Genomic DNA, 15,901 nt, shown 5'->3' on the forward strand with positions numbered 1-15,901 from the left:
GAGGCTCAGTCCTGGAGCAGGAACGTCCAGAGGCGCACGATCAGCCCGTCGCGGACCAGGGCGACGTCGAAGCCCCGCACCACCGGCGGCCGTCCCTCCGGCCCGAGGTTCCACGCGAGGTGGCCGAGGTCGTCGGTGACGAGGGGCTTCCCGGCGGGGCTGAACACGAAGTCGGGGGCGCCGTCGAGGATGCGCCGGGCCGCGGCGTCGAGCTCGTCGTGCCCGGTGACCGGCGCCTCGCCGGGCCCGGAGAAGACCACGTCCGGGGCGTAGATGTCCTCGATCGTCTTCCGGCGCCGCTCGGGGTCGCGCTCGTTGAACACACCGAGCAGCTGGGCGTTCATCAGGTCGTCGGTGGTCGACACCGGGTCGGGCTCCTGTCGGTCGTCGTCGTGCACGGGAGGAGCGCCGAGCGCCCCTAACCGACCAGCTGGCCCGCGCGGTGCACGCGGTTGCGGCCGGAGTTCTTGGCCGAGTAGAGCGCCCGGTCCGCCTCGGAGACGAGCCCCTCGCCGTCGCCGGCGTGCTCGGGCAGCGTCGCGATGCCGAAGGAGGCGGTGACCAGCTGGCGTCCGCCGCGCTTGAAGTCGGCCTCCACCCGCTCGCGCAGCCGCTCGGCGAGCGCCGCGGCGTCGTCGGGACCGCCCTCGGTGATGAGGATCGCGAACTCCTCGCCGCCGTAGCGGTAGGCGGTCTCGCCGTCGCGCATCGAGGCCCGGAGCGTGCTGGCCACCTCCTGCAGGACGACGTCGCCCTGCTGGTGGCCGTAGCGGTCGTTGAGCTCCTTGAAGTGGTCGAGGTCGAGCATGATCACCGACATCGGGTGGCCGTGGCGCTTGGCGTTGGCGACCGCGTTGTCGAGGTCGGTGCCGAGCCGGCGGCGGTTCGCGAGCTGGGTGAGCGGGTCGAACTGGGACAGCCGTTCGGTGGCCGCGTGCAGGCGGCTCGCCTCGATCGCCGAGCCCGCCAGGGTCGCGAGCATCTCCACCGCGGACAGCGCCTGGCCGTCGACCTCGCCCTCGGTGCCGTCGAAGCACTCCAGCACCCCGATCACCCGGGCGCCGACCACGAGGGGGACCGCCACCGCGGCCTCGTCGTCGGTGTCGGGGTCGCCGCGCGAGATCTGGCCGTAGCGCGCGGAGCGGCCGACGACGCCCACGCCGAGGCTGCACTGGCGCTCCAGCGGCGCGACGGCTCCGCGCGTGGAGTCGTAGGCGAGCTCGAGCCCCGAGCCGTCCTCGTCGAGCAGCCACAGCAGCACTCGCCCGTCGGTGACGGCGACCGCGGCCTGCACGGTGGAGTCGACCACGTAGCGGGTGTTGAGGGATCCCGCGATCTCGCGGGTCATGATCAGAATGGTGCGCAGGCGGTCGGTCTGCGCCTGCAGGCGCTCGGCCTGGGCCATCGTCTCCTCGTGCTGGTGGCGCAGGGCGACGGTCATGTCGGCGAGGCCGTCGCGCAGGGCGACCAGTTCCGCGGAGCCGGCCACGGGTTCGGGCGGCACCAGCCGGCCCTCGGAGATCCCGCGGACCGAGGCGAGGAGCCCGTCGACGGGCGCGACCACGTGCCGTTCGAGCCGCCGCCGACCACGGAGCGCGATCGCGAGGGTCGCGAGACCCACCAGCACGAGCACCACGGCGATCGCCCACTGGTTGATCGACGCGAGCCGCTGGTTGTCCTCGACGGCGGCCAGGGTCGCGGCCCGGGTCTCGTTCTTGCGGCTCTGGTAGTTGTCGAAGATCGCCTTGCCCTGCAGGACGAACGCCTCGACCCCGGCGGGCGGCGGGCCCTGGCGCACGCGGTCGGCCCACTCCGTGCGCCAGCGCTGCTGGGCGAGCACCAGGCCGAGCACGTTCTGCCGCAGCGCCGGCTCCTCGAGCAGGTTGAGCATCTGCGTGTTGGCCGTGGCGAGGGCGGGCGTGGACTTGGTGGCCTCGTCGAGGAAGAACTGGTCGCCGGTCGCGAGGTAGCCGCGCAGCGAGGAGTCCATCGAGAGCATCGCCTGGTGGGAGTCCTCGACGGCGAGCAGACCGGACTGCAGGCGCTCCTCCGCCGGGCTCGTCACGGCCGCGCTGTAGAGCACCCGGAAGACGACGAGCAGGACGATGACGAGCGCGGCGACGGAGACCGTGACCCCGAGACGCTGGACCTCGGTGGTCAGTCTGGGCGCTCGTTTCACCACCCTCCCCCTTCCGCGCCGGCCTCCCCTGTCGCTGGACATCCCCAGCCGGCGGCATGACGTTAGCCGTTCCCGGGTAATCGTCACAGGTTTGACGATCGCCTACCAGTGAGACTGGGCGACTCGTTGCAGAGGTAGCGGCCGAACGGCCTAGCGCGTCGGCCTCAGGCCGAGCGGGTCCGCGAGGATCGCGTGGCCGGCATACGGACCACGGTCGGGTCGGCGTGCCGGGCCCGCGGGGCGGCGGGGGCGAGCCGGCGGTGCACCAGGAGGTCGATCTCCGCCGGGTGGGCCGTGCCGCCCTCCGGCGAGGTCTGCCACGCGGCGAGCTCGGCCACGGCGGCCTGGGTGGCGGCGGTGCGGACGTCGCCGACCTCGACGGCCAGGTGCAGCAGGGGCACGCCCGCGGCGACCGCGCAGCGCGCGGCGGCGAGAGCGGCCTCCGACCCCCCGCGCACGATGACGCCGGCCGGGGGCTCCCCACCGATCAGCGCGTCCAGGCGCACGACGAGGCGCGCGGCCTCCTCGGCCCAGCTGTCACACGGGCCGTCGAGCAGCAGCAGGCGCCCGGCCGGGGCGGCCAGGTCGTCGAGGACCGCGTCGACCTCGAGCGGGTCGGGCCCGGTGGCCACGAGCACCGGCGTCACCGGCGCGTCGTCGTGGACCGGACGACCGAGCGGTGCGAGTGCCTCCGCGTCGTCCTCGGTGGCGACGATGACGAGGAGATCCGGCGCGACCGGGCCCGGCCTCGCGGCCCCGCCCTCGAACTGCTCACGAAGAGTCATGGCCGCTCCCCCTCCCGGTGGTCGCCTCACCCACGGCGTCAGCACACACGAAGTCGTCCCGCCCCGACAGACGGGTGGGCCAGGAGTACCGCTTGGGCGCAATCGGATTGACGGTCCGTCACCGGTTCGGCCGATATCCGGCCGAGACCGCAGCGTGATCCGAGTGAGTTACATCGATGTCGTTGCCCTGTGCACCGGTCGCCCGGCCCCTCGATCGTCCGGGCCGCACCCCGTGTATCGTGGTCGGCGCAGCAGGCGAGTGTAGTTCAGTGGTAGAACATCAGCTTCCCAAGCTGAGAATGCGGGTTCGATTCCCGTCACTCGCTCCATCCGACCCACCACAGGTCGCACAGGCCCGTCGCCGGACTCCCGGAGGCGGGCCTTCGTCGTCCGTGCCGACAGGAGCCGATCGCGTGAGCGCCCTGGACCCCGAACTCGCCGTAGCACTGGAGAAGCTCGAGGCCGACGGGTGGCTGCCGATCACCCGGGAGACGCCGGAGGAGGCCCGCCGCAACTACCGCGACCTCGCCCTGCTCCGGCGCGGCAGCCAGGAGCTCCCGGTCGCGTCGGTGCACGACGACGTCGTCACCGACACCTCCACCGGCACCGAGGTCGACGTCGCGGTGCGCGTCTACGCCCCGGAGCACTCCCGCGGGGTCACCGTGGTCTGGCTGCACGGGGGTGGCTGGGTGGTGGGCGACCTCGACACCGGCGACGCCGCCGCCCGGCGGGTCTGCCGCCACCTCGGCGCGACCGTGGTGTCGGTCGACTACCGGCTCGCGCCCGAGCACCCGCACCCCGCGCCGCTGCAGGACGCGCACACGGCGCTGCGCTGGGCCGCGGCGCACGTCGGGGGCCGGCTCGTCGTCGGCGGCGACTCGGCGGGCGCGGGACTGGCCGCGGGGCTCGCCCTGCTCGCCCGGGACTGGGGCCCCCGCCTCGAGGCGCAGCTGCTCCTCTACCCGGGGCTCGACCCCACGATGGCGCACCCGAGCGTCGTCGAGAACGCCGACGGGCCCTTCCTCACTGCGGCCGACATGCGCTGGTTCTGGGCGCGCTACCTCCCCGACGCCACCAGGCACGGCGACCCGTCGGTGAACCTCGGGGAGGCGGCCCGGCTCGGGGAGCTCGCCGACCTGGCCCCCGCGGTGGTGGCCGTGGCGGATCTCGACCCCCTGCGCGACGAGGGCGTGGCGCACGCCGAGGCGATGGCGGCCGCCGGCGTCCCGGTGCGGCTGCTGCGCGGCGAGGGGCTGGTGCACGGCTTCTTCGGGCTGGCCGCGGCCTCGACCGCCGCCCGCGAGGAGGGCGACCGGGCCCTCGACGCCCTCGCCGACCTCCTGGCGGAGAGCGCGACCTGAGCGGTCCCTGAGGGGACTGCTCCGGATGCGCGGGTCGACCCCTCGGACGCGCCCGGCCACGACGAGACGCCCGGCCCGGTCGCCCGGAGGTCGCCGCGGGCCGCTCGTCCCCCGTTCGTCGTGCGGGAGCCGGGTCGGGGGCGGTCCGGGACCGCTCGTCGGGGCGCCACGCACCGCCGGGCGCCGCCGGTTCCACCCGTCCGGGGCCTCGGGACCGCCGATCGCACACGTTTCCGGACGTCGGCGTCGCCGGAAGCGGCCTGCTCAAACACCCTCGCCGAACGTGGCCGCGCGACAGCGCTATGTTCCCTCGGTCCAGATCACGACGAGGTCACGACATCACGCCGATGTCACGCTCCCCAGCGGCCGCGCCGTGTGTTCCCTGCGGCGAAGGGCGATCTACATGGCACGACACGGGACACCGCTCCCCGGCACCTGGGCGACCGGCCCCGGTCTCGGCCGCACCCCGGCCCCGGCCGTCGCGCTGACGGCCCGCGCCGTCGTCGGGCCCGCCCCCCGCACCCCCGCCCTGACCCCGGCCCCGGCCCGCCCGCGCCCGCAGCGCCCGATGTCCGCCGCCACGTCGGGCCGGATCCTCGTCGTGGCCGTCGCCGCCGGGGCCGTGGTCCCCGCCGTGCAGACCCTGGACACGACCCACACCGCCGACGCCGACTCGGGCGCCACCACGCAGCTCTCCTCCGCGGAGATGGCCCTGGCCGCCCAGAACGGGCCGACCGCCCGCCCGGCGAGCTCGGCGGGATCGGCCATCAGCGACGTCACCACCGTCGCGATGTCGTCGGAGGAGCTCGACTCGGCGGCCTCGTCCGGTGGGGTCGAGAACCTCTCGAAGGCCATCTCGGTCGCCCGGGAGAACGGGCCCGTCGAGTTCGGCCGGCCCTACGCGGCGGGCAACGACAAGACGCTGAACGGCCAGATCGCGAAGGCGCTCGGCCTCCTGGGGCTGCCGCAGAAGCTCGCCCCCGGCGTCCGGCAGATCATCATGCGCGAGTCCACCGGCAAGGCGAACGCCGTGAACGACTGGGACTCCAACGCCGCCGCGGGGACCCCGTCGAAGGGCCTCATGCAGCTTATCGACACGACGTTCCGCAACGCCGTGCTCCCCTCGCTCGCCGACAAGGGCATCTTCGACCCGGTCGCCAACATCACCGCCGGCATCCGCACGATGGTCGCCAACCACGGCCTCGACGCCCTGCAGGACGGCGGGCTGCGCAACTCCTCGGGCAACTACATCGGCTACGGCGGCGCGAAGCTCCCCGACGACGGCCTCGGTCGCGCGGACTAGTTCCCCGGCGGTTCGTCCCCGTATGTTCCTCCTGTCCGTTTCACGGAGAGGGAGGCGCCATGACGACGACGTCCGCGGGTCCCGGCGGCGCGGCCGCCCCGAGTGACGACCTCCCGCCCACGGCGGTCGAGGACGAGGTCCTGGAGGCCGAGCGGCGGCGGTGGACACCGCTGCGGATCGCGGCCTGGTCGGCGGTCGGGCTGGTCGGTGGCCTCGGCTGGGTGATGCTCGCCCTGGTGCGCGGCGAGACCGTGAACGCCATCTGGTTCGTCTTCGCAGCGGTGTGCACCTACCTCGCCGCCTACCGCTTCTACTCGACCTTCATCGAGCGGCGCCTCCTGCGCCCGGACGACCGGCGCGCCACCCCGGCCGAGCACTCCGAGAACGGCCAGGACTACCTGCCGACCGACCGGCGCGTGCTCTACGGGCACCACTTCGCCGCGATCGCCGGCGCCGGTCCGCTGGTGGGCCCGGTGCTCGCCGCCCAGATGGGCTACCTCCCCGGCACGATCTGGATCATCGTCGGGGTGGTGCTCGCGGGCGCCGTCCAGGACTACCTGGTGCTCTTCTTCTCCATGCGCCGCGGCGGGCGCTCGCTTGCCGGGATGGCCCGCGACGAGCTCGGCCGCGTCGGCGGGGCGGCGGCCGTGGTCGCCACCCTCGCGATCATGATCATCCTGATCGCGGTGCTCGCCCTCGTCGTCGTGCAGGCCCTCGGCGAGAGCCCGTGGGGCGTGTTCTCCGTGGCGATGACGATCCCGATCGCGCTGTTCATGGGCTTCTACCTGCGCTACCTGCGGCCCGGGAAGGTCGGCGAGGTCTCGGTCATCGGCGTCGCGCTGCTCCTGTTCGCGATCGTCGCCGGCGGCTGGATCTCCGAGAGCGGCGCGGCGGAGTTCTTCACCTTCGACCGGACGACGCTCGCCTGGGGCGTGGTGGTCTACGGCGTGATCGCCGCGGTGCTGCCGGTGTGGATGCTGCTCGCCCCGCGCGACTACCTCTCCACCTTCATGAAGATCGGGACGATCGCGCTGCTGGCCGTCGCGGTGGTCGTCGTGCGGCCCGACGTCATGGCCCCCGCGGTCAGCGAGTTCGCCGGCAACCCCGCGGGCGGCCCGGTGGTGCCCGGGCCGCTGTTCCCGTTCCTGTTCGTGACGATCGCCTGCGGGGCCCTGTCCGGGTTCCACGCGCTGATCTCGTCGGGGACCACGCCGAAGCTCGTCGAGAAGGAGCGGCAGACGCGCTTCATCGGCTACGGCGGCATGCTGATGGAGTCGTTCGTCGCGATCATGGCGCTGGTGGCCGCGGTCTCGATCGACCGCGGCATCTACTTCGCCATGAACTCGCCCGCGGCGATGACCGGCGGGGCCGTCGACTCGGCGGCGATGTTCGTCAACTCGCTCGGCTTGACCGGAGTGAACGTGAGCCCGGAGCTGCTGGCGGGCACCGCGCAGTCGGTCGGCGAGCAGACGATCGTCTCGCGGACCGGCGGCGCGCCGACCCTCGCGCTGGGTCTCGCGAACATCCTGTCCGGGCTGTTCGGCGGCGCCGCGCTGATGAGCTTCTGGTACCACTTCGCGATCATGTTCGAGGCGCTGTTCATCCTCACCGCCGTCGACGCCGGGACCCGGGTGGCGCGGTTCATGCTCCAGGACGCGCTGGGCGGCATCGTGCCGAGGTTCCGGGACATGTCGTGGCGACCCGGGGTCTGGATCGGCACGCTGATCATGTGCGGGGCCTGGGGCGGTATCTTGATCATGGGCGTGACCGACCCCCTGGGCGGGATCAACACGCTCTTCCCGCTGTTCGGGATCGCGAACCAGCTGCTCGCGGCCATCGCGCTCGCGGTCTGCCTGGCGATCGTGGCCCGGCGCGGGTCGGTGGGCGCGCTGTGGATCGTGCTGGTTCCCCTCGTCGCGGTCACCGTCATCACGGTCACGGCCTCGCTCTACAAGATCTTCTCCTCGGTGCCCGCGGTGGGCTACTGGGCGCAGAACTCCGCCTACCGGGAGGCCCTGGCCGCGGGCCGCACGAGCATGGGCGCCGCGCGGACGCCCGCGGCGATGGAGGCGGTCGTCCGGAACACCTTCATCCAGGGGACGCTCTCGATCCTGTTCCTCGTCCTCGCGCTGGTGGTGATCGTCGCGGCCGCGGTCGCCGCGATCCGCTCCCTGCGCGAGGGCGGCCGGCCCGATTTCGAGGACGACCCGGTGCCCTCGCGGCTCTACGCCCCGTCCGGCCTGGTCTCGCAGCCCTCGGAGAAGGAGCTGGAGAAGCGGTGGGTGGCCGAGGTCGGCGCGCCCACGCGAGCGGGCCACTGATGGGGCCCTGGCGGGGGCTGCGCTGGTGGTGGCGCGGCGTGATCGGCGCGGACGCCTACGAGCGCTACGTCGAGTCGCACCACCGCCGGGGCCACACCCACCCGCCGATGGGCGAGCGCGAGTTCTGGCGCGCCCGCGTCGACGCCCAGGAGACGAACCCGCAGGGGAGGTGCTGCTGACAGCCCGTGAGCACTGATCCGTGTCTGGACACGGATCAGTGCTCACAAGGCGTCAGCCACCCGCCGGGCCCTTCTCCAGGACCGGGCGCAGCGTGTCGAGCACCGAGGCGTCGTCGATCGTCGAGGGCACCATGGCGTCCTCGCCGTCGGCGATCTGGCGCATCGTCTTGCGCAGCACCTTGCCCGAGCGGGTCTTCGGCAGCGCCGGGACCACGGCGACGTTCTTGAACGACGCGACCGCTCCCACCTCGGAGCGGACCAGCGCGACCAGCTCGGGGCCGATCTCGTCCTCGCCGCGGGTGACCCCCGCCTTGAGCACGACGAAGCCGCGGGGCACCTGGCCCTTCATCTGGTCGTTCACCCCGATCACGGCGCACTCGGCGACGTCGGGGTGGCCCGCGAGGACCTCCTCCATCGAGCCGGTGGACAGGCGGTGGCCGGCGACGTTGATGACGTCGTCGGTGCGGCCCATGACGAAGACGTAGCCGTCGGCGTCGATGTAGCCGCCGTCGCCGGTGAGGTAGTAGCCCTCGTACCGGGACATGTACGACTCGCGGAACCGCTCGTCGTCGTCCCACAGGGTCTGCAGGCAGGCCGGCGGCAGGGGCAGCTTGATGACGATCGCCCCCTCCTCCCCGGCGGGCAGCGGCGAGCCGTCGACGTCGAGGATCTCCACCTGGTAGCCCGGGACCGGGACCGACGGGGAGCCGGGCTTGATCTCGAGCGGCTCGAGGCCCCGCGGGTTGGCCGCGATGGCCCAGCCGGTCTCGGTCTGCCACCAGTGGTCGATCACCGGGACGCCGAGCTTCTCGGTGGCCCAGTGGTAGGTCTCGGGGTCGAGGCGCTCGCCGGCGAGGAAGAGGGTCTCGAAGCCTGAGAGGTCGTACTCGGCCAGGAGCGCGGCGTCGGGGTCCTCCTTCTTGATCCCCCGGAACGCGGTGGGCGCGGTGAACAGGGCCTTCACCCCGTGCTGGGCGATGACGCGCCAGAACTGGCCGGCGTCGGGGGTGCCGATCGGCTTGCCCTCGTAGAGCACGGTCGTCGCCCCGGTGAGCAGGGGCGCGTAGACGATGTAGGAGTGCCCGACCACCCACCCGACGTCGGAGGCGCAGAAGAACGTCTCGCCCGGGTGGATGTCGTAGATCGCCTCCATCGACCAGCGCAGCGCCACCGCGTGGCCGCCGTTGTCGCGCTGGACGCCCTTGGGCTTGCCCGTGGTGCCGGAGGTGTAGAGGACGTAGAGCGGGTCGGTGGCCGCCACGGGGACGCACTCGGTGGGCTCGGCGGTGCTCATCGCCTCGGCCCAGTCGACGTCGCGGTCGGTCATCTCCCCCTGGAACTGCGGGCGCTGGAGCACGATCGAGCGGCCGGGGTCGTGCTCGGCGAGGTCGATCGCCTTGTCGAGCAGCGGCTTGTACTCGATGACCCGCTTGCCCTCGATGCCGCAGGACGCGGAGACGATGGCCGAGGGCCGGGCGTCGTCGATGCGTACGGCGAGCTCGCGGGCGGCGAACCCGCCGAAGACGACGCTGTGCACCGCGCCGAGCCGCGCGCAGGCGAGCATCGCGATGACGGCCTCGGGGACCATCGGCATGTAGATGACGACGCGGTCGCCCTTGCCGACGCCCACCGAGCGCAGGACCCCCGCGAAGCGCGCGACGAGGTCCCGCAGCTCGGTGTAGGTGAACGTGGTGACGCTCTCGGTGACCGGCGAGTCGTGGATGAGGGCCGGCTGGTCGCCCCGGCCCGCGTCGACGTGCCGGTCGAGGGCGTTGTGACAGGTGTTGAGCTCGCCGCCGCCGAACCAGCGGGAGAACGGCAGCGCCGAGGAGTCCATGATCGTCTCGGGCTCGCGCTCCCAGTCGATCAGCGCGGCGGCCTCGCGCCAGAAGCCGTCCGGGTCGGTCATGCTGCGTTCGTAGGCCTGCTGGTACTCGCCGCTCATGGTCCGCGAGGTTGCCATCTCGGGTGACGTGGCGCACCCGACCGAGCGGACGTTCGTCATGGGGGATGTTCCCCAGGCAGCGCCTCCAGGTACGCGGCCAGCGCTCCGGCGCCGCGCAGCATGGCCCGCCCCCGGGCGGTCAGCCGCTCCCGCCAGGCCGTGAGGGAGGCCGCGAGCTCCTCGGTGCCGCCGGCGCGCCGGACCTGCCCGACGACGACCGCGATGCGCCCCAGCGGTTCCCCGCCGCGGCGCAGCAGGTGGGCGAGCTCGGCGTCGCGGACGTCGTCGGGGGCGTAGCGGCGCTGCCCGGACCGGTCGCGCACCGGGGCGAGGACGTCCGCCCGCTCCCAGGCGCGCAGCGTCGCGGGCACCACCCCGAGGCGGCGGGCGAGCTCCCCCACCGAGAGGGCTCCATCCACCGGGAGGGCCCGGTCGAGCACGGGCGGGGACCCGATCAGCAGGCCCGCGGCGGCGGCCACCGCGTCGAGGGTCGCGCGGTCGCGCCGCAGCCGGTCGTGCCCGGCGTCGACCACGCGCAGCGCGCCCTCGACGTCACCCGCCCCGACCGCGCGCAGGATCTCGCGGGCCGCGGCGTGGCCGTGGGCGGGGACGAGCGCGAGGAAGGCGCGCAGGGCGCGGGCGTGGACGGCCGTGTAGGCCCGGTGCCCGCCGGGGGTCCGGGTCGCGGGCGGGAGCACGCCGTCGCGCTCGTAGGTGCGGACCGCCTGCGCGGACAGGCCGTGCTCCCGCGCCAGGTCGACCGGACGCAGCCGACTCGCGGTTGAGGTTCCCGGCACCGGACTCCCTGCTCGTCGCTCCCCGAACTTCACTCGGTTGTTCAACGGTACGGTCGAGGGGCATGGCCACCTCGATCCGTGCCGCCGCGGATGCCGTCGTCTCCGACCTCCGCGCCCGCCCCGCCCTCCCCGGCATCGTCGGGCTGGGGGAACCGACCCACGACGAACCGGCCTTCCCCGCCCTCTGGTCCCGGGTGCTCGCCGCCCTGGTCCCCGACGGCGTGCGGTCGGTGGTGCTGGAGAGCGACGCCGTCGCCACGCTCGCACTCGACGCCTGGGTGCGCGGTGGACCGGGCCGCCTCGACGACGTGCTCGTCGCCGGCATCAGCCACGGCTTCGGCGGGCGGCCGGGGGTGCGCGAGCTGGTGGCGGGCCTGCGGGTGCGCAACGACGAGCTCCCGCCGGCCGACCGGGTCGCGGTGCACGGGATGGACCTGCCCACCGACGTGACCGCCCCGAGCCCCCGGCCGTACCTCGAGCACCTCCACAGCTACCTCGCCGCGGAGCTCGACGCCGTGGGGACCGACGCGGCCGAGCTCGACCGTCTGCTCGGGCCGGACGAGCCGTGGGCCACCTGGGACGCCCAGGTCGACGCGTCCCGGTCGGTGGGCGCCACCGCGGGCGCCGTCGCCCTGCGCGCCGTGGCCGACGACCTCGTCTCCCTCCTCCACGCCGAGGCCCCGCGCCTCGTCGGGGCGACGTCCCGGCCCGCCTGGGAGGTCGCGGAGCTGCACGGGCGGACCGCGCTCGGGCTCCTGCGCTACCACGCCGCGGCGGCCCGGACGGGCGCCACCGAGGGGGCGCGGGTCTCCAGGATGCTCGGGGTCCGCGACGCCGAGATGGCCCGGAACCTGCTCGCGATCCGTGCCCGCGAGCATCGTCGGGGACCGACCGTCGTCCTGGCCCACGACGGGCACCTCCGGCTCGCCCGCAGCACCTGGGACCCGGGCGACCCCGACCGCGCCTGGTCCTGGGCGTCGGCCGGCGCGATCGTCGCGGCGGTCGGCGACGAGGAGTACGTCCACGTCGCCGGCCCGGCCGAGGTGCCCGGTCCCGACGAGCCGGAGGACCCGACGGTCCTCGACCTCGCCGCGTTCCTGCTCGCCCTGCCCGGGGTGACCCACCTGCGGGCGGACGAGGCCGCCGGCGCCCCGGCCGTCGCGCACGGCGACTGGTTCTTCTACGCCGATCCCGACGACCGCCTGCCCTTCGCGACGATCGTCGTCGGCGACTACCCCGGGCACGACGAGACCTCGCGGCTCGACCGGCCCGGCGTCTTCCGGCTCAACCTCGCCGTGGGCCGCGACGAGATGCCCGGGCCGGCCGACCCGGCCGAGCTCGACCGGTTCCTGCCGCACCCGGTGTACGCCGCGCAGGGCTGGGTGGCGGTGCTGAACCCGGGCGCCGCGCGGTGGGGGGAGATCGACCGGCTGGCCCGTCTGGCCCTGGCGCGGCGGCTCGGCCCGTGATGCCGCTCAGGCCGTGATGCTGCTCAGCCCTTGATGCGCCGCCCCGACGTGCGCGCGGCGGCGACCACCTCGGCGGGGTCGACGCGCGTCGGGGCGCGCTCGGCGAGCACCTGCTCGCCGGCCACCCACACGTCGCGGACGGCCTTCGCGCCGGCCGACCAGACGAGGTTGGAGACGAGCTGGGCGTCGTCGTCGGGGTCGATGAACGCGGCGCCGACATCCGGGCCGTCGAGCTCGACGTGCACCACGTCGGCCCACGCGCCCGGCCGCAGCCGGCCGATGTCGTCGCGCCCGAGGGCCTCGGCGCCGCCGCGGGTCGCGAGGGCCAGGGCGTCGGCGGCGGTCAGGGCGGTGGCGTCCGCGCCGCGCTGCCGGGCGAACAGCGAGGCGAGGCGCTGCTCCTCCCACAGGTCGAGGTCGTCGTTCGAGGCGGGCGAGTCGGTGCCCAGCCCCATCCGCAGCCCGGCGGCGAGCATCTCGGCCACCCTCGCCACGCCCGCCGCGAGCTTCGCGTTCGAGCCGGGGCAGTGGGCGACCGCGACGTCATGCCGGGCGAGGATCTCGACGTCCTGGTCCGACAGCTGGATCGCGTGCGCGGCGAGGACCCGACCCCCGAGGCTGCCGGTGGTCTCCAGCATCGCGGGCACCGACCCGAACACGGCCCGCACCTCGTCGTCCTCCCCCACCGCCTCGGCCACGTGGATGTGCAGCAGCGCGTCGCGCTCGCGGGCCGCGGCGGCCGTCGTCGCGACCGCCTCCGCCGTCAGCGTGTACGCCGAGTGCGCGCCGTAGCCGAGCTCGACGCGGTCGCCCGGGCCGAACCGCAGCCCGTCGGCGTCGATCCACGCCGAGATGCCGTCACGCATCTGCTCCCACGTGCCGAGGCGCTCCATGCCGGGCGCGCTGATGATGCCCGGGGTCATCACGACGCGGGTGCCGAGCTCGAGCACCGCGTCGACGACCTGGTCGGCCCAGAAGTACATCTCGGTCGACGTGGTGACCCCGGCGCGCAGCATCTCCACGCCGCCCGCGAGCATCCCGGCGCGCACGTCGGCGCCCTCGAGCCGCGACTCCGCCGGCCACACCACCTCGGTGAGCCAGCGCATCAGCGGCAGGTCGCCGCCCATGCCGCGCAGCAGCGCGAGCGGGGTGTGGGCGTGGGTGTTGACCAGGCCCGGCATGAGCAGTCCGGACAGGCGCGTGGTCGGCGCGTCGGTCGCGGGCGCGTCGGCGACCGGCCCGACGAAGGCGATGCGCCCGGCGTCGTCGACGTCGACGACCGCGTCGCGCAGGACGGTGACCGCCCCGCCGTCGCAGGGCAGGACGACCGGGGCGTGCAGACGGCGCGCGGACATGGTCACCAGTCTGGTCAGCGCGCGGCGAGCGCCGCCAGCCGGGTGAGCTGGCGACGCGTCGTCGGGACCGTTCGCTACCGCTCGAGCAGCGAGCGCAGGGACCGCAGCGGCTGCAGCCAGGCACCACCGGCGGGCAGCGTGTCGAGGCTGACCCGCGGGAGGGGCTCGCGGAAGACGCCCTCGATCTCCTCGAGGTCGAGGAACGTGACGACCTCGGAGGCCACCGCGAACGCGGCGTACTCCCGGAACCCGATGACCGTGACCCGGATGCCCTGCTCGACGAGGTCCTCGAGCGGCTCCCGGAAGGCGCGCCCGTCGCCCGACGCCACCACGACGTGGGCCAGCGTGCCCTCGGCCAGGCGCGCCGCGATGTGGGCGAGCATGTCGTCGTCGACGTCGGAGTCGTCGGCCGTCTTGGGCTTGGCGAAGACCGCGAAACCGACGTTGCGCAGCGCCTCGACCCACGGCCGCACGATCTCGGTGGAGCCCGGGACGACGTTGGTGAACACGGTCGCCTCGGCCAGGCCCTCCGGCCCGGCGAGGCCCAGGAGCCAGCGGCCGACGGCGTCGAAGCGCGGCCGGAACGCGGACGTCGGACGGGCGCCGAGCAGCGAGCCCAGGCTCATGTCCATGTTCGGCGCGTCCCAGACGAGCAGCGTGCGATCGGGACCCTGGGGGACCTCGATCACCGCGTGGTCCGGCTCCGGCGCCCCGCCGGCGATCCCCCCGGGCACGGTCGCGGCGTGCGCGAGGTCGGCCGGGGAGGGGGCGGGGGAGGGGGACACGGGATCGACTCTAACGGCCCGCCGCCGACGCGTCCGCCGGGCGATCACGACGTCCCCGTCCGTACCAACGGGCCCGGCTCCGCTGCGCTGCGCGTCCTGACCAGCAGCAGGTCCCGGCTCGGCCGGCCCTCCTGCTCGGCGCGGCTCTCGAACTTGGTGCGGGGCCTCCAGGCGGGGCGCGGGGCGAAGCCGCCGTGGGGGTTCTCCAGCCGGGGCTCGGCGTCGGTGACCTCGAGCATCCAGTCCGCGTAGTCGGCGATGTCGGTGGCCAGGTGCAGCGTGGCGCCGGGGCGCAGCCGCGACGCCATCAGGGCGACCGTCTCCGGCTGGACGATGCGGCGCTTGTGGTGGCGGCGCTTGGGCCAGGGGTCGGGGTAGTAGACGCGCAGGTTGTCCAGGGAGTCGGGCGCGATGCGCTCGCGGAGCACGACGAGCGCGTCGCCGCGCAGCAGCCGCAGGTTCTGCAGGTCCGCGGCCTCGATCCGCATGAGGAGCTGACCCAGCCCGGGCGGGTAGACCTCGACGGCGACGTGGTCGGCGTCCGGCTCGGCCTCCGCCAGCGCGGCCGTCGTCTCGCCCATGCCCGAGCCGATCTCGAGGCGCAGCGGGGCGTCCCGGCCGAACCAGGCCACCGCGTCGAGCGAGCCGTCGTCGTGCAGCAGTCCGTGCTCGCCGAGGTCGGCGAGCTCGCAGCCGAACCGGGGCCAGATCCGGTCCCAGGCCCGCTGCTGGCCCGCGGTCATCCGCCCGCCGCGGTCGGCGAAGCTGACGATCCCGCGCCGGGGGTCGGGTCGGTCCGACTCCTCCACCTCGGCGCGCGCTGCCTCTGCCACGACGACGATCCTCACACCCCGGCCCGGGCCGGGCTCGTCACACCCGGCTGCGGGCCCTCCGGCTCAGCCCTCGAGCGCCTGGGTGCGGTCGTTCGGACCGCGCTGCGGACGCCGACCGCCGCCGCGCAGCGAGGCGGCCATGCTCTGGGCCCGCCGGTTGTTCCGGACGCGGGCGAGGACGAAGAGCGTGATCACGTGCAGGACGCCGAGGAACAGCAGGATCATGCCGACCTTGGTGACCACGTAGCGCACGGTGCCCTCGATCTGGAAGGGCTCCCAGGTCGACACCAGGGACATGAACCCGAGCGCGACCAGGTAGTACGCGACCGCGAGCAGGCGGGTGATCGAGGCGGCGACGTCGCGGTCGTCGAAGACGTCACGCAGGAAGCCGAGGCCCGCCCGCATGAGGATCTGCCCGACGATCACCGTGAGGACGAACCCGATCACGACGACGAGCAGGTACGTCCCGGTACTGGGCACGGCTGGGCCTCTCTGGCTCGGTTCCCCGGGCGGTGGCCCCGGCGGGGACAAGCATCCCCGTCCGGCCGATCGGGCGAAACCCGGCACGCCCGTGACTTGTGACGGCTGG

14 protein-coding genes and 1 tRNA gene are annotated in these 15,901 nt (G+C 74.3%); 6 read left to right on the forward strand and 9 right to left on the reverse strand.

Features of this window, described 5'->3' with window-relative positions:
* Positions 1 to 5 precede the first annotated feature (5 nt).
* The 3 genes from ACFPBZ_RS01320 to ACFPBZ_RS01330 form a co-directional block, all read right to left on the reverse strand.
* On the reverse strand, positions 6 to 365 hold the full coding sequence (locus tag ACFPBZ_RS01320; protein ID WP_378034169.1) for a nuclear transport factor 2 family protein: 360 nt from the start codon (positions 363 to 365) through the stop codon (positions 6 to 8).
* A gap of 53 nt (positions 366 to 418) precedes the next feature.
* Positions 419 to 2,179, reverse strand: coding sequence for a diguanylate cyclase domain-containing protein (locus tag ACFPBZ_RS01325; RefSeq protein ID WP_378034170.1), 1,761 nt, complete (start codon positions 2,177 to 2,179; stop codon positions 419 to 421).
* A gap of 164 nt (positions 2,180 to 2,343) precedes the next feature.
* Complete coding sequence (locus ACFPBZ_RS01330; protein WP_378034171.1) at positions 2,344 to 2,964, reverse strand: hypothetical protein; 621 nt, start codon at positions 2,962 to 2,964, stop codon at positions 2,344 to 2,346.
* 255 nt (positions 2,965 to 3,219) lie between these two features.
* Between ACFPBZ_RS01330 and ACFPBZ_RS01335 the strand changes: the two genes are divergently transcribed.
* The 5 genes from ACFPBZ_RS01335 to ACFPBZ_RS01355 all read left to right on the forward strand — a co-directional run bounded on the left by ACFPBZ_RS01335 (position 3,220) and on the right by ACFPBZ_RS01355 (position 8,128).
* Positions 3,220 to 3,293 (forward strand) — tRNA-Gly (locus tag ACFPBZ_RS01335).
* 84 nt (positions 3,294 to 3,377) lie between these two features.
* On the forward strand, positions 3,378 to 4,325 hold the full coding sequence (locus ACFPBZ_RS01340) for an alpha/beta hydrolase (protein WP_378034172.1): 948 nt from the start codon (positions 3,378 to 3,380) through the stop codon (positions 4,323 to 4,325).
* A gap of 403 nt (positions 4,326 to 4,728) precedes the next feature.
* Entirely contained in the window at positions 4,729 to 5,628 is a 900-nt protein-coding gene (locus ACFPBZ_RS01345; protein WP_378034173.1) for a transglycosylase SLT domain-containing protein, read from the forward strand.
* A 59-nt stretch (positions 5,629 to 5,687) separates the two neighbouring features.
* Positions 5,688 to 7,949, forward strand: a complete 2,262-nt coding sequence (locus ACFPBZ_RS01350; protein ID WP_378034174.1) for a carbon starvation CstA family protein — start codon at positions 5,688 to 5,690, stop codon at positions 7,947 to 7,949.
* A complete protein-coding gene (locus ACFPBZ_RS01355; RefSeq protein WP_378034175.1) occupies positions 7,949 to 8,128 on the forward strand; it encodes a YbdD/YjiX family protein in 180 nt (59 codons plus the stop codon). Before ACFPBZ_RS01350 ends, ACFPBZ_RS01355 begins: the two co-directional genes overlap by 1 nt.
* Before the next feature lie 52 nt (positions 8,129 to 8,180).
* Here ACFPBZ_RS01355 and ACFPBZ_RS01360 read toward each other — a convergent pair whose 3' ends face one another.
* Entirely contained in the window at positions 8,181 to 10,073 is a 1,893-nt protein-coding gene (locus ACFPBZ_RS01360; RefSeq protein ID WP_465251503.1) for a propionyl-CoA synthetase, read from the reverse strand.
* Between the two features lie 56 nt (positions 10,074 to 10,129).
* Complete coding sequence (locus ACFPBZ_RS01365) at positions 10,130 to 10,870, reverse strand: MerR family transcriptional regulator (protein ID WP_378034176.1); 741 nt, start codon at positions 10,868 to 10,870, stop codon at positions 10,130 to 10,132.
* A gap of 62 nt (positions 10,871 to 10,932) precedes the next feature.
* Here ACFPBZ_RS01365 and ACFPBZ_RS01370 point away from each other — a divergent pair, with 62 nt between their 5' ends.
* A complete protein-coding gene (locus ACFPBZ_RS01370; protein WP_378034177.1) occupies positions 10,933 to 12,339 on the forward strand; it encodes a DUF6194 family protein in 1,407 nt (468 codons plus the stop codon).
* Between the two features lie 23 nt (positions 12,340 to 12,362).
* On the opposite strand, the gene ACFPBZ_RS01375 is transcribed toward ACFPBZ_RS01370, so the two are convergent.
* From ACFPBZ_RS01375 to ACFPBZ_RS01390, 4 genes are all read right to left on the reverse strand, one after another.
* A complete protein-coding gene (locus ACFPBZ_RS01375; protein ID WP_378034178.1) occupies positions 12,363 to 13,694 on the reverse strand; it encodes an amidohydrolase family protein in 1,332 nt (443 codons plus the stop codon).
* Positions 13,695 to 13,768: 74 nt separating this feature from the next.
* Positions 13,769 to 14,479 carry an NYN domain-containing protein gene (locus tag ACFPBZ_RS01380; protein WP_378034179.1) on the reverse strand — a complete coding sequence of 237 codons (711 nt, stop codon included), beginning with the start codon at positions 14,477 to 14,479 and terminating at the stop codon, positions 13,769 to 13,771.
* 44 nt (positions 14,480 to 14,523) lie between these two features.
* Positions 14,524 to 15,222, reverse strand: coding sequence for a tRNA (guanosine(46)-N7)-methyltransferase TrmB (gene trmB / locus ACFPBZ_RS01385; RefSeq protein ID WP_378034262.1), 699 nt, complete (start codon positions 15,220 to 15,222; stop codon positions 14,524 to 14,526).
* Between the two features lie 153 nt (positions 15,223 to 15,375).
* Positions 15,376 to 15,792, reverse strand: a complete 417-nt coding sequence (locus tag ACFPBZ_RS01390) for a hypothetical protein (RefSeq protein ID WP_378034180.1) — start codon at positions 15,790 to 15,792, stop codon at positions 15,376 to 15,378.
* Positions 15,793 to 15,901: the final 109 nt, after the last annotated feature.

Origin of the sequence: Actinomycetospora atypica, from assembly GCF_042653685.1 — a bacterium.
GTDB lineage: Bacteria > Actinomycetota > Actinomycetes > Mycobacteriales > Pseudonocardiaceae > Actinomycetospora > Actinomycetospora atypica.

Bases quoted from the DNA above. Each gene is read 5' to 3' on its own strand.
- ACFPBZ_RS01345 (WP_378034173.1), top strand. From the start codon at position 4,729: ATGGCACGACACGGGACACCGCTCCCCGGCACCTGGGCGACCGGCCCC.
- trmB (WP_378034262.1), bottom strand. From the start codon at position 15,222: ATGACCGCGGGCCAGCAGCGGGCCTGGGACCGGATCTGGCCCCGGTTC.
- ACFPBZ_RS01330 (WP_378034171.1), bottom strand. From the start codon at position 2,964: ATGACTCTTCGTGAGCAGTTCGAGGGCGGGGCCGCGAGGCCGGGCCCG.
- ACFPBZ_RS01350 (WP_378034174.1), top strand. From the start codon at position 5,688: ATGACGACGACGTCCGCGGGTCCCGGCGGCGCGGCCGCCCCGAGTGAC.
- ACFPBZ_RS01355 (WP_378034175.1), top strand. From the start codon at position 7,949: ATGGGGCCCTGGCGGGGGCTGCGCTGGTGGTGGCGCGGCGTGATCGGC.
- ACFPBZ_RS01375 (WP_378034178.1), bottom strand. From the start codon at position 13,694: ATGTCCGCGCGCCGTCTGCACGCCCCGGTCGTCCTGCCCTGCGACGGC.
- ACFPBZ_RS01370 (WP_378034177.1), top strand. From the start codon at position 10,933: ATGGCCACCTCGATCCGTGCCGCCGCGGATGCCGTCGTCTCCGACCTC.
- ACFPBZ_RS01360 (WP_465251503.1), bottom strand. From the start codon at position 10,073: ATGAGCGGCGAGTACCAGCAGGCCTACGAACGCAGCATGACCGACCCG.